This is a genomic window from Planctomycetota bacterium, assembly GCA_033763975.1.
Taxonomy (GTDB): domain Bacteria; phylum Planctomycetota; class Phycisphaerae; order Phycisphaerales; family UBA1924; genus RI-211.
In genome coordinates, this window is the sequence record JANRJM010000013.1 from 109,754 (window position 1) to 122,932 (window position 13,179).

Below are 13,179 nucleotides of genomic sequence, written 5' to 3' on the forward strand. Positions count from 1 at the left end.
TCACCCGGGCGTTTCTGTCAGCCCCAGCTCGGTCTTGAACTGCTGCTCGCGGAGAAGCCGCATGCGTTCCTCGTCGGTCCGCCGGCGCTTCTCGTCGTTCGCCGCCCGCGTGATCTCGCGCATCACGTCCGGATCGTTGTTCAGCAGCAGCGACATGGTCGTGGTGCCCGGGGGCATCATGAACTGCTGCACGGTCGGCCGCGCGAGGAACGCAAGGCGCGCGTCGGCGAGCTCGCGCTGCAGCATGACGCTGGGGTTGACCCGGAACTGCTCGAGCTTGGCCTGGTAGCGGCGCAGGTCGGACTGCGTGCGGTTCACGATCCCCGAGCGGTACGCCGCCGCGTCGGCGAGGAGGCGCGCCACCTCACCCCCGGAGAGCCCCTCGACCGTGCCGGGCGCGAGATCGCGCGGGCGGCCGCTGACCTCGATCGTGCCCCCGGGCACCTCGACCGCCTCGCCCAGGAGCAGCCCCTCGATGGTCGCCAGGATGGCGTTCATCTCGCCGTCGGCCGCCGCCACCTTGCCCGCGTCGCCGGCCTGCTCCGCCGCCCCGCGCCGGGCGGCGGCGTCCTCGTAGGCGCGGATGCGTTCGACGAGGTACGGCCCGGCGCGCCCGGAGATGCCCAGCAGCGTCTGGTCACCCTCGCCCTCGGCGTTCTCGACGTTCTTGCGCGCGTTGCTCACCGCCGCCTGCACGCGTGCGAAGTCCGCCCGCACGTACAGGGGCGGGATGGTCATGGTGGGGTCGAGCTGCTCGATCACGATCCCGCTCTGCACGCTGTCGAGCGTCTCCTGCGCCACGCGCTTGGCGTGCGCCCGCACCGACCCGATCTGGTCGGCGCTCTGCGTGAGCAGTTCGTCGATGGTGACGCGGGCGCAGGCGTGCACGATGCCGCGCTTCACCGCCGCCTTCACCAGCCGGTCTTCCTCTTCCATCGAGAGGATGTTCTTGGCGTACTGGTCGGCGCCGTTGCGCCGGTAGCCGACGCGCCACTTGGTGTGCGCGATGTTGCCGTCGGCCGTCAGGACGCTCCCGCCCTGCCCGGGCTTGAGCGACGCCGTCGCCGCCATCTTGTCGGGGCTGGGGTCCTGCCCGTCCTGGTAATAGGGCCAGAAGTCCTTGTCGATGACGAGTTCGCGGAAGCCCTGGTCGACCTTCACCAGTTCGCCCAGCGGGAACGGCGCGGTGAACGCGAAGCCCGGCTCGAGCGACGCCGACTCGATCCGCCCGAACAGCAGGCGGATGCCCCGCTCGCCTTCCTTCACGGACTGCAGCCCGCTGATCACGTACAGCCCCGCCAGGACCAGCATCGCGCCCTTCAGCAGGAGCAGCATGATGCGCAGCGCGTCGGCCAGCGACTGGTTCGCCGGGTCGAGCATCGCGTTGGGATCGTCCGTGTTGCGGTCCGTGCGGAGCGTGACGGACCCCGCGCGCCGCGGCGCGTCCGGCGGCGGCGGCGTCGGAGACATCTCCGGCGGGAGGTGGAAGTCGCTCACTTGGAACCCTCCAGCACCGCCGGCAGGTTCGCCTTCGGGGCCTCCTCGACCGGCGCCGCGCCCGCGGGCACGCGGGGCAGGGGCACGAGCACCGACGGGATCGTCCCCGCCTGGGCCGCCCGCGAGGCGCTGGGGAACAGCAGGTTCAGCCCGGGCACCTCTTCCGAGACCACCAGGGTCGTGCGCTTCGCCGTGCTGCTGCGGAGGTAGTCCGTCGCCGACAGGAACACCGCGAGCTCGGGGCGCTCGCTCATCATCGCGTAGAAGGGCGTCGCCTCACGCTCGCCCCGCGCCCGCAGCTCGTTCGCCAGCGACTGCGCGAACTCGCGGATCTTCTTCGCGTCGCTCTCCGCCTTCGCGCGGATCGCCTGCGCCTCGGCCTCGCCCCGCGACTCGATCTCCTTCGCCAGGCGATCGCGGCTTCCCTTCATCCGCTCGAACACCGCCTTGGTCGTCTCCTCGGGGAGCACCACCCGCATCAGCCCGACGCTCGCCACCTCCACGCCCAGCTCCGACAGGTCCACGTTGCTCTTGTCCTCGGGCGAGCGCAGCCCCGCGAGGATCTGCGCCTCCAGCTCGGAGAGCTGCGACCCCTCGGCCCCGGTCGTGAACAGGTCGTCCATCGTGTACTTGCTCACCACGCCCAGGGCCGAACGCATCGCCGTGCTCAGCGAGTCCTCGGCCTTGCGGTAGTGGTCCTCCGGGCGCTCGCCCGCGTTCGAGAACTTCCGGAAGAACTTCAGCGGATCGTTCACCCGCCAGGAGCAGAACGCCTCCACCGCGACCTGCTTCGCGTCCGCCGTCTGCTGCGTCTCGAGCTTCAGCGTGAGCGTCCGCACCCGCGTGTCGTACTTCGTGACCGACTCGATCGGGTAGGGCCACTTGAAGTACAGCCCGGGCTCGCGCTTCACGGCGTCCTCGCCCGCGCGCCCGAACATCGTGAGCACCCCCGCCTCGGTGAAGCGCACCGTGTACGTGCAGGCGAAGGCGAAGAGCGCGAGCAGGAAGACGCCCGCGACCAGGAACCGGATGAACGTTCGCACAAGTCAACTCCTGACCACCGCGCCGCCCGGCGCGGGCTAGCCCATCGTTCTTACTGCCCGTCTTCCTTCGTGTCGAAGACGTCCACGCCCATGTTGACGTCCTTGAGGTCGATCACGCCGTTGAGGTCACGCACCGAGTCCGACACCACGTACAGCCGGATGTCGCGCGTCGCGTCGCCGAGCGCCTCGAAGAACCGCGTCACGCGGAAGAGATCCGGCTGCGCCTCGTACAGCGCCACCTGCCCGCGGTACCGGGCCGCCTCCGCCCGGGCGCCCATGTGCCGGTGCCAGCGGTCGGCCCCGGCCTCGGCCAGCGCCGCCGCCGCCGCCCCGCCGGCGTCTTCCAGCAGGCGCTGCACGGCGATCTCCTGCTCGACGATCTTCACCGCGTTGGCTTCCTGGTCGCCCGTGCGCCGGCCGGCCCGGAGCCGGTCGAGCACCTCGATCTCGCGGACGATGCGCCGCGCCAGTTCCACGTCGCCCGCCACCCCGGTGAGCGCCTCGATCGCGTCGGTCTCCGCCGCGGCCAGGCGCGCCTCGCGACGCTGCGTGGTCTGCACCGGCGCCTCGAAGGCCATCGCGGTCTCCTTCGGCGGGTGCACGCCCGTGATGCCCAGGAAGTCGATCTGCACGCCCGCGCCCAGCGGCTTCCCGTCGGGCCCGGGGTTCAGCGCGTCGAACGCCGCCTGCACGCGCGTGCGCAGGCGCCCGGAGAGCACCGCGCGGTCGCCCCCCAGCACCTCGTCCAGGTGCAGCGTCTGGAAGAACCGCGTCACCTCGCGGCGCGCCACCGCCCGCAGCAGTTCGTCGCGATTCTCCGGCGGGCCGAGCTGGTCGTACACGAACACGTCGCTGATCGTGTACTGCATCGGCAGTTCGATCGAGATCGCCGCGACGTCCGCCAGCCCGCCCTGCGAGCGCCCCTGCGTCATCCGCACGTACTGCCAGACTTCCTCGCCGATGTGGTCGTTCGTCCACAGGATCGGCTCGGTCGTCGCCGGGGGCATCGTGCCCAGCTCCAGCCGGCGCAGCCCCGTCGCCGTGCGGTCCTGCAGCGTCAGGCGCCCCTTGTCGTCGCGCGTGTAGTACTCCGGGATGTACACCGTCTCGATCGGCCACATCCACTTGAAATGCCACCCCGGCTCGATGTTCATCCGCACCGGCGCACCGAACCGCAGCACCGTCGCCCGCTGGTGCGGCTGCACCACGACCACCGCGCTCATCAGCCAGATCACCACCACGCCCACGACCAGCAGCGGCGCGATCCAGCGGCTCAGCAGGCGGTAGCCCCACCCGCCGGTGACATCGAACCCCAGTTGATAGTTGATCGCGTCGCTGATCGACTGCGCCAGCCGGTCCGGCGCCGCCGCAAAGCCCAGCAGACGCGACTCGAACGCCGCCCGGGGCATCTCGCCCGCTCGGCGGGGTCGGTACGCGCCCAGCACGATGTGCAGCACGATCTCGACGCCGATCAGGATGATGAAGCCCGGGATGATCGCGGGCATCCACCGGACAAGCGCGTCGGTGCCGACGTAGTCCACCAGGTGGGCCACGGCGATCGCCAGCCAGATGAGCGAGGACCCCACGGCGAACGACGCGCCGGCGCGCAGGTTCTGCCACACGGGCTGCTTGGCCAGCCCCGCGGCGTACCGCGCCGCGACGAACCCCAACGCCGCGAACGTCACGCCCAGGCCCAGCGCCCAGCCGGGCTGCGTGGGCATGACCATCCGCGTGCGGAGCATCTCCAGCGCCTGCGTCACGCGCCAGATGCCCAGGCCGATGAGCATCGCCGCGATGAGCAGGGCGGCGAACGGGAAGAGGAACTTGTACAGCCCCGCGAGGCGGGCCGCCGCAGGGCGGAACTCGTCGCGCCCCTCGAACACCGAGGTGCCCGCCCCCCCGCCGGCGGCGAGCGCTTCGTTCTCCATCGCCTCGACGCGCTCGCGCCGGTGCTGGTCGTACACGATGCCCAGGACCAGCCACGCGACGATGCCCGCGAGCATGAAGAGCATGCCCGAGAAGGCCGCGTAGTCCTTCGAGAAAATCGAGTACGTCACCGTCGCAACGGCGAGCACGATCTGGAAGGCGAGGCCCTTGAATGCCGCCGACGCGGCGCTGCGATAGGCCTGTAAGTCAGCTCTCATGCCTGTTCCCGATTGTTCACGCCCCGAGCGGCGTGCGCAACTCTCGGGCGACCCGCGCCGCCCAGTCCATCCAAGACCTGTTCGACCGGGCATCCGTCGCCCGGCAGGCCCGCACGCCAGAACGGCGCCGCCCGCTCACGCTGTTCCGGGCACCCTCGGCCCCGGGGGGCGTATTGTGCCACGTTCCCATCCTTCTTTCCACCCGCCCCCGCCCTGCAACCCGGTTGATCGCCCGTCCCGACCCCCGCGATCATCTGTCCAGACCCCGCCGCCCGCCGTCCTGCCCGCGCCCCCGCACACCCGATTCGGGCCCGCGCGGGCCCCGGCACATTCCGTCCTGCGGCGGCGAACGCCTTCGGTTCCACCGTCGTACTACCGCCTCACCGTCTCCAAGGTTCGCCTCGTCGACGGCGCACCGTCCACGCTCTCGCCTCCCAGCGGATTGATGTACGACGCCCCCCACGCTATGTTCGTCTCTCCCGCCGGGAATCTCTCGCCCGTGTGCCCTCCCGGAGGCGCCCACCATCCAGGGACGCTGATCGTCCCGACCGGGTCTCACCTTTCTCCATGATCACGCAGCTGATCGCCATCGCCAAGAACGCGTTCGTCGAGAGCGTCCGCCAGCCGGTGCTCTTCACGCTCGTGCTGCTCGCCGGCATCATCCAGGTGTTCAACACCTTCAACGCCGCGTTCAGCATGGCCGATGTCGAAAGTTCGCAGGTCTCGGGCGATACCAAGCTCCTCTTCGACATCGGCCTGGGCACCATCTTCGTCATCTCCACGCTGCTCGCGGGGTTCATCGCCACCGCCGTCATCTCGCGCGAGATCGAGAACAAGACCGTCCTCACCGTCATCAGCAAGCCCATCCCGCGCCCGGTGCTCGTGCTCGGCAAGTTCGCCGGGGTCGCCGGCGCGATGCTGGCGGCCCTGGTCGTGATGCTCGTCTTCCTGCTCCTGGCCGTCCGGCACGGGGTCATGTCCACCGCCGCCGACGAGCTCGACGGGCCAGTCATCTTCTTCGGCGTCGGCTTCGTCGCCCTCTCCCTCTTCATCGCCGGCTGGTGCAACTTCTTCTACGGCTGGAACTTCCCGCAGACGCTCGTCACGCTCCTCGTGCCGCTCTCCATCCTCGCCTACGTGCTGGTCCTCTTCGTCGGCAAGAAGTGGAACCTCCAGCCCCCGCTCACCGACTTCAAGGACCAGGTCATGGTCGCGTCGCTGTGCCTGGGGCTCGCCGTGCTCGTCCTGACCAGCGTGGCCCTCGCCGCGTCCACCCGCCTCGGGCAGGTCATGACGCTCGTGGTCAGCATGGGCGTCTTCGTCGGCGCCCTGCTCTCCAACCACATGATCGGCCAGCACGTCTTCGACAACGCCGCCCTGGGACGCATCCAGTCGGTCTCGCCCGAAGATCCCGAGCGCGCCAGCTTCCGGAACCTGGGCGACACCCTCGTCGTGCGACTCTCGCGCGAGCCACTGGAACGCCCGCGCCCCGGCGACCCCGTGTACTTCTCGCCCGGCCCCAGCGGGTTCCCCATGCTGGCGCCGACCGACTACGCCCGGTTCTCGGGCGCTCTGAACGAACTCACCGAACAGCTCGCTTCCGAACAGCCCCCGGCGATCATCGTGCTTGATTCGTCCGGCGCCACCCTGCGCGTGCGTCACATCGGCGGCCGCCCCCTCGCCATCACCCGGGCTCCGGAGCCCGACGACTATGTCTTCAGCCGCCCCACCTCCATCCGCCCGGTCGCGCTCGCCGCCTGGGGCGCCATCCCCAACCTCCAGTTCTTCTGGCTCCTCGACGCCGTCTCGCAGAACCGGCGGGTACCCGCTGCGTATGTTGGGCTGGTATCGCTGTATGCGGCGTGCCAGGTCGGCGTGTTTCTCAGCCTCGCCGTCCTGCTCTTCCAACGCCGCGACGTGGGCTGAGCACCCGTCCATCCTTCCGCGGGCGGGGTACGATCTCCCGTCCGGTGTGTTCACGCCCGGTTCAGTTTTCGCGCACGCAATGACAAGGGGATCTTCCCGTGGCCCAGAAGCGCAAGTCGTTCGATGATTCCGCGAAGGGTGTCAAGGCGACGGGGAGCGGCCCGGACAAGAGCGGCACCATCAAGCTCGTCGTCGCCATCGTCGCCCTCGTCGGCGCTTGCGCGTTCCTCGCGTACTTCTACGGCGTGTTCGATTCGCCCCCCACGCCGCCCCCCACGCTCGAGCAGACCCTCGGCGAAGAGGGCCTCCAGCAGTTGGAAGAGTCCAAGAAGGTCAACGAGCGGCTCATGCAGATCCACAAGAAGCCCGCCGGCTCGTAACCTTCATCCGCCCGCCGGGCGTGCCTCGTACGGCATCGGAAAAAAGCCCCGCACACGGGTCACCTTGCCCGTCCCGGTGCGTCGTTCCCACACGCCCTGCGCGGGTGCGATCACCACGCCATCATCACCCGGGTAGTTCGGGTCGTACACCCGCACTCGCACGCCCGCCTCGCCGGGCTCGTACCCGTACGCCAGCACCTGGTGGTTCTGCCACAGCACGCCCACGCGGCTCTGCGGCGCCCGCGAGTTCGTCCGCGAACGCACGTACACCAACCCGAGCGGGACCAGCTCGCCCCGGTCCAAACGACGCAGAATCCCGGCCAGTTCGGCACGCGTCAGCGACGCCGTGCTCTCCTCGTCGGCCCCGCCATCATCCGGCAGGCTCATCCAGCGGCGAAACGCCAGCACCATCACGCCGCCCTCGCCGAACGACTCCAGTTGTCGGGCCGCGATGGCGTCGTACAGGGGCGTGCCGGGGGCGGGCGGGGTCGTGTCGTCGGGAGGGCGCTGCCCGGCGAGGTAGTAATCCGCCACGAGCAGCGACATGCCCCCGCACAGCCCGAACTCGGCGGGAACCACCTTCCCGCGCGCCAGCGACGAACCCCGCAGCGCGTCGGGCAGTGGCGAGCCGCTGAATCGGTTGACGAACCGAAGCCCGTGCACCGACGGGCGGAACGCCTCGCGCGCCGGAATCTCCGGGGGCGTCGATCCCGTGCGCACCGCACCGCTCGACACCACGCGCAACCCCGGCGCGGCCTTCGCACGCTCACGTGCAGACGACTCGTCCGGCCGACGGTTCGCAACCGGGGAGCACGCCCCGAGTAGAAGCACCACAACAACGGTCGTCCACCGAATCATGGCGCCAGCCTACCGGCAAGGCCCGGGCGCGGTAGGCTGCGGCCGCGGGGGGTGCAGCATGACGGCGGCGTCAGTCCAACCGTGTGTGCGCTGCGGCAACGGCGCCGGCACGCGCCTCGACACGAAAGGCCGCCCGTGGTGCGACGCCTGCTGGTCCGCCTCCGCCACTGTCGCCCCGCGCCAGGCGCCGGATGCTCCGGCGAGCCCCGTGCGGCCCGACGCGGGCGGCCAGCGGCAGAGCGCGGCGCCCGCCCGCCCACGCCCCAAGGCGCCCAATGAAGCCACCTCCGCGGGCGAGCCACGGCGCGAGCCCGCCAACGCCCCCGCCGCCGGCACAACCGGCCACGCCGACGATGTCCTGCAACTCAGCGATGACACGTTCGCCGGGAAATCGCGCGCGCCCTGCCCCAAGTGCGGCGCCGCGATGCGCCCGGGCGTGCCCGCGTGCGTCTGCGGGTTCAACCCGGCCGCACTCCCGCTCGACCCGGAGAAGGTCCGCCAGATCCTCGGCGACTTCGACCCCGACGCCACCCCGGCGGACCAGCGGCGACCCAAGAAGGCCAAGCCCGCGCCCGCGGTTGCACAGCCGACGTGCGGCGCGTGCGGGTACGTGCTCACGGGCGTCCCCACCTCGGCGCAGGGGGACGTGACCTGCCCGGAATGCGGCACAACGAAGCGACTGTCGTACCGCAAGCCCGAGTACGACGAGCTTTCCGCGGAGGTCGCGCGATGGTCGGTGCTGCGCCCGGTGTTCATGATCGCCGGCGGGCTGCTCGTGGTGGTGGGCGTCATGTTCGCCAACGGATGGGTTCAGGGAGGCATCCGCGGGGCGGCGCTCGGCTGGGTCCGGCCGCCCGGGCAGCGCGGGCTCGGCGTGGCCGGGCCACTGGTGCTCGGCGGGCTGCTGGTCTACGCGTGGGCGACGCTGGTCGCCTTCGGGGTGACGGCCCTGCTCGGCGTCATGTGGACGGGCGTCTCCACCACGTTCCGCAAGATGCTCCTCAACGTCGCGGGGCTCGTCGCCGTCGCCCTCGCGATCCGCGTCACCGTCGATCTCATCCCCCTGCCCATCCCGTGGTGGGCGACCGGGATGGTCTGCGGGGTCATCTACGCGTGGTACCTCGCCGACATGCAGGACCTTGACCTGCAGGAGTCGGCGATCGTCACGTTCTGCACCGCGCTCCTGGTCTGGGTCACGCTCGCGATCTTCTCGCTGATGCTCTGAACCCGCGGGGGCCGCCGGCAAAGACGGACCGCGGGCCGCGTGGTACGCTTCGCCCCTGGGGCACGCCCGTGGTGCGGGCGTTGAGGGCGGGGTGGCATTCCATGGCGGACGCTGTACAGAAGACGTGCTCGGTGTGCGGCATTGACGTCAGCGGCAAGCCGCGCGTCAAGGACTCCGCCGGACGGTACCTCTGCCAGGACTGCGTGGCCAAGGCCAAGGCCGCCCGCGGCGCGCAGACCGCCAAGCCCCCGGCCCCTCCCGCGCGCCCCGGCGCCGCGGCTCCCGGCGCCGACGACGACAACACCTTCCTCCTCAACATCGGCGGGAAGTCGTCGGTCGCGGAGAAGGGCACGACCCCGTGCCCGGAATGCGGGCGTCCGCTCGTGGATGGCACCGTCGTGTGCGTCGGCTGCGGGTTCAACACCAAGACGAACAAGCGGACGCAGGTGAAGGTCGAGAAGGCCAAGCCCGCGCCGGGCGAGAAGGCCGAGTCGTCACGGGGCGGGAACTTCTTCAGCGATCAGCCGCACCTCGTCGGGCTGGGCATGCTGCTGGTCTTCGGCGCGCTGGGCGCGGGCGTCATGGTCGTGCCCGAGATTCACATTCTGTACCTGATCCTCGCGGGGGTGATGTACCTGGCGTCGCGGGTGTGGGCGCTGTTCGCCGCGTGGCAGGACGAGACGTGGAAGGGGATCCTGATCCTGATCTCGTGGGTGTTCGGGATTCTGTGGCTGTACGAGCTCTACTGGGTGCTGGTCGAGGCCGAGAACGTGCTGCTGAAGTGGATGTGGGTCGTGTCGCTGGTCGCGCTGATCGTCGGCTTCTTCCTGAATCCGGAGATTCTCAGCGCGACGCCCTGATCGCGGCGCCCGACGCGTCGAGGGGCCGTCCCCTCCCGCGGGTGCCCCCGCCGGTTCGATCTCACCAAACGCCGACGCCCCGTCCACTAGGAACGGGGCGTCGTGGGGTGTGTCCGGCCTGAGGGACCGGAGTGTGGCTGGTCAAAGGGTCTAGAGGCCGTGCGTGGCGCGCGGGCGAGGTTCGATGTACCCCATGCGCACGAGGAACGCGGCGGCCTCTTCGACCTCGTATCGCGTGAACTCGCACAGGTCGCGAGGCTGCTCCGGGCTGCCCAGCAGGTCCGTCGGGTAGATCGTCTTCCCGAACTCGGCGGCGTACTCCTGCGTCGCACGCAGGCAGGCGACCGCGGCCTCGACCAGACGTTCCGGACTAATCTCTTCGCGAGGGTTCGTATTCATGTTCGAACGCTCCCTCCATTCCTGATCGGACGCACACGCGTCCGACATGTTCCTCCGTAGGTACGTCGCAGAACTCTTCGATGTTCGCGGACGCGCGGATGCCGGATTCCGCCTCGAACATCGCGCCGGGAGCCGGCTCGGGGGGCCCGCCGTCTCCCCAAGCCCGCAGCACGCCGACGCTTGCGAAAAGACACCGGCATAGGTAGTACCACCCGATTGTGGGTTTGCGTGACGGGGCAATGTGATTCGTCATCTCACCCGATGCTCTGAGCCGAGCGGTGAATCGACGGTGTTCCCGACCTGCGGTCTGCTTCATGGCCAAACCCACTCTCGACCGAGTTCTGTCTTGCCCCACGCTCCCCTCGCTCCCCGCGGTGGCGCTGCAGGTGCTGGAACTGACGAAAGATCCGAGGGTATCGATCGCGCGGATTGCGCAGACGGTGCAGAATGATCCGGCGCTCGCGAGCAAGGTGCTCCGCACCGTCAACTCCAGCTACTACGCGCTGAGCACGCCCTGCCCCAACATCGGGCGCGCGATGAGCCTGCTGGGGCTGAACACCGTCAAGTCGATCGTGCTCAGCTTCAGCCTGGTAGACACCACCAGCAAGCTCGGGCTCGACGGCGCGTTCGATCTCGAATCCTACTGGCGGCGTGCCGTGTACAGCGCCGCCGCCGCGCGCGCAATCGCCCAGCACACCCGCGCGTGCGACCCGGACGAGGCCTTCGTCGGGGCGCTGCTCCAGGACATCGGGATGCTCGCGTGCTTCACGGCGTTGCGGGGCGAGTACGCCGCCGTCATCGCGAAGGTGGGCGAGGACCACGACGAATCGGCGGGCGTGGAGCGCGCGACGCTGGGGTTCGATCACGCGGGCGTGGGCGGGCAGCTCGCCGAGCGCTGGCGCCTGCCCGAGCAGCTCGTCGAGGCCGTCGCGCATCACCACGCCGCCGAGCACGCCTCGGGCCCGCACGCGCGGATGGTGCGGACGGTGGCGCTGGGCGGGATGGTGGCGTCCGCGCTCACGGTGGCGCGCCCGCAGTCGAAGCTGGGCGCGTTCATCGTCAGCGCGCGCCGGTGGTTCGAGGTGGATTCCGCGACGTCCAAGTCGCTGGTGGAGTCCACCGCCGCCGGGGCCGCCGAACTCTCGAAACTGCTCGACATCTCCACGGGCCGGCGCCCCGACGTGGGCTCGATCCTTGCCGAGGCGCACGAGCGGATGCTCGAGACGCAGGAGGAGATCGCGGCCGAGTCGGCGGCCCTGCGTCGCGACAACGAGGAACTGGCGCGCCGCGCGAACACCGACGGGCTGACCGGGCTGCACAACCGCGCGTTCTTCGATCGCGAACTGCGCGAGCAGCTCGCCAAGACCCGGGCCGCACGCCACCCCATCACGCTCATCTTCCTGGACGCCGACAAGTTCAAGGGCGTGAACGACACCCACGGGCACCAGGCCGGCGACGCCGTGCTCATCGAGACGGCCCGGCGTCTGCGCGACGCCATCGGGCGCGTGGGCACCCTGTGCCGCTACGGCGGGGAAGAGTTCGTCGCGATCCTTCCGCAGATCGACCTCGAGAAGGGCAAGCGGATCGCGGAACTGCTGCGGCGGGCCATCGAGCGGTCGCCTTTCGACCTCGCGCACTACGACCTGCCGGGGATCGTGCTTCCCCGCACGATCAGCCTGGGCGTGGCGACGAGCGACCCGGCGAACGCGAGCGGGTCGTGGACGCCCGAGCACCTGACGAAACTCGCGGACGAGGCGGTCTACGCCGCCAAGACCGCCGGTCGCAACTGCGTGCGCTGGGCCGACCCCGGCGCACCGTCGCCCGAGAAGGCCGCCGCGCCCGCGCCGGCCGATCTCGCGCCGACGGTCGCCGTCGTCGACCCGGACCCGTTCGCGCGCCGGCTGATCGCCGGGGCGCTGCTCACGCGGTTCCGCGTCACCGCGACGCCCACGCTCGCGCCCGACGAATCAGCGTCGCTCGTGTTCATCGACGCGGCCCTGCTCCTGGCCGGGTTGCCCCGGCGCCCGGCCAAGTTCGTGGCGATGACCTCCGACGCCGACCCCGCGATGCGGGCCGCGTGCGAGGCCGCCGGCGCCCTCTGCGTGCTCGACAAGCTCGAGTTCGCCCAGCGCCCCGGTGAAACCGTGGAACGCTTCCGCGCGATGCTGATCCCGGGGGTCTCCCCGCCCCGCGCGCAGGCGGCGTAGCGGGCGGCGCGCGGGCCCGCGCCGCGGGCGTACCCTCGTCGCGGGAGGTTCGTCCATGGCACAGCAGGTCCGCATTCTCGCGTTCTCGGGGAGCACCCGCGACGGTTCGTACAACACGATGCTCGTGAAGGCCGCCAGCGCCGGCGCCACGCGACTGGGCGCTCAGGTCACCGTGCTGAACCTGCGCGACCTCGCGCTGCCGATGTACGACGAAGACCTGGAGAAGCGCGAGGGGCTGCCCGCCGGCGTCCGGCGATTCAAGGACGCGCTGCGTGCCGCCCACGGCGTGCTCATCGCGTCGCCCGAGTACAACAGCTCGATCAGCGCGGCGTTGAAGAACGCCATCGACTGGGCGAGCCGCCCGGAGAACGACCAGCCCCCGCTCTCGTGCTTCAACGGGAAGGTCGCGGGGCTGCTCGCCGCGTCGCCCGGCGCGCTGGGCGGGCTGCGCGGGCTGGTGCACCTGCGCAGCATCCTGGGCAACATCGGGGTGATCGTGCTCCCGCAGCAGTTCGCCCTCTCGAAGTCGCACGAGGCCTTCGCGCCCGACGGCTCGATCAAGGACGAGAAGACCCGCGCCGCGGCCGAGGGCATCGCCGAGGCCGTCGCCTCGACCTGCGCCAAGCTCGCGGGCTGATCG

Annotated in this window: 11 protein-coding genes; 6 read left to right on the forward strand and 5 right to left on the reverse strand. The window is 70.5% G+C overall.

Annotated features, from left to right (window positions below):
* From SFY69_07830 to SFY69_07840, 3 genes are read right to left on the reverse strand one after another with little or no spacing between them, the layout of a single operon-like run.
* Positions 1–1,497: an SPFH domain-containing protein gene (locus SFY69_07830; protein ID MDX2131944.1), complete on the reverse strand. Its 1,497-nt coding sequence runs from the start codon at positions 1,495–1,497 to the stop codon at positions 1–3.
* Positions 1,494–2,540 (reverse strand): protease modulator HflC, encoded by a 1,047-nt coding sequence (locus SFY69_07835; protein ID MDX2131945.1) that lies wholly within the window; start codon positions 2,538–2,540, stop codon positions 1,494–1,496. Before SFY69_07835 ends, SFY69_07830 begins: the two co-directional genes overlap by 4 nt.
* A gap of 50 nt (positions 2,541–2,590) precedes the next feature.
* Entirely contained in the window at positions 2,591–4,684 is a 2,094-nt protein-coding gene (locus SFY69_07840) for an SPFH domain-containing protein (protein MDX2131946.1), read from the reverse strand.
* A 567-nt stretch (positions 4,685–5,251) separates the two neighbouring features.
* Between SFY69_07840 and SFY69_07845 the strand changes: the two genes are divergently transcribed.
* Together SFY69_07845 and SFY69_07850 are read left to right on the forward strand one after the other, a co-directional pair.
* Positions 5,252–6,610, forward strand: a complete 1,359-nt coding sequence (locus SFY69_07845; protein MDX2131947.1) for an ABC transporter permease subunit — start codon at positions 5,252–5,254, stop codon at positions 6,608–6,610.
* Positions 6,611–6,708: 98 nt separating this feature from the next.
* Positions 6,709–6,990, forward strand: a complete 282-nt coding sequence (locus SFY69_07850; protein ID MDX2131948.1) for a hypothetical protein — start codon at positions 6,709–6,711, stop codon at positions 6,988–6,990.
* Positions 6,991–6,993: 3 nt separating this feature from the next.
* Here the strand turns inward: SFY69_07850 and SFY69_07855 are convergent, their stop codons facing one another.
* Positions 6,994–7,710 (reverse strand): hypothetical protein, encoded by a 717-nt coding sequence (locus tag SFY69_07855; protein ID MDX2131949.1) that lies wholly within the window; start codon positions 7,708–7,710, stop codon positions 6,994–6,996.
* Between the two features lie 196 nt (positions 7,711–7,906).
* Between SFY69_07855 and SFY69_07860 the strand changes: the two genes are divergently transcribed.
* Positions 7,907–9,073 carry a hypothetical protein gene (locus SFY69_07860; protein MDX2131950.1) on the forward strand — a complete coding sequence of 389 codons (1,167 nt, stop codon included), beginning with the start codon at positions 7,907–7,909 and terminating at the stop codon, positions 9,071–9,073.
* A gap of 101 nt (positions 9,074–9,174) precedes the next feature.
* Entirely contained in the window at positions 9,175–9,933 is a 759-nt protein-coding gene (locus SFY69_07865) for a hypothetical protein (protein ID MDX2131951.1), read from the forward strand.
* 150 nt (positions 9,934–10,083) lie between these two features.
* On the opposite strand, the gene SFY69_07870 is transcribed toward SFY69_07865, so the two are convergent.
* On the reverse strand, positions 10,084–10,332 hold the full coding sequence (locus SFY69_07870) for a hypothetical protein (protein MDX2131952.1): 249 nt from the start codon (positions 10,330–10,332) through the stop codon (positions 10,084–10,086).
* A 314-nt stretch (positions 10,333–10,646) separates the two neighbouring features.
* Here SFY69_07870 and SFY69_07875 point away from each other — a divergent pair, with 314 nt between their 5' ends.
* Together SFY69_07875 and SFY69_07880 are read left to right on the forward strand one after the other, a co-directional pair.
* The gene (locus tag SFY69_07875) at positions 10,647–12,539 is read left to right on the forward strand and encodes a GGDEF domain-containing protein (protein ID MDX2131953.1); all 1,893 of its coding nucleotides are present in this window, start codon (positions 10,647–10,649) and stop codon (positions 12,537–12,539) included.
* Between the two features lie 55 nt (positions 12,540–12,594).
* Positions 12,595–13,176 (forward strand): NAD(P)H-dependent oxidoreductase, encoded by a 582-nt coding sequence (locus tag SFY69_07880; GenBank protein MDX2131954.1) that lies wholly within the window; start codon positions 12,595–12,597, stop codon positions 13,174–13,176.
* The last annotated feature ends 3 nt before the right edge of the window (positions 13,177–13,179 follow it).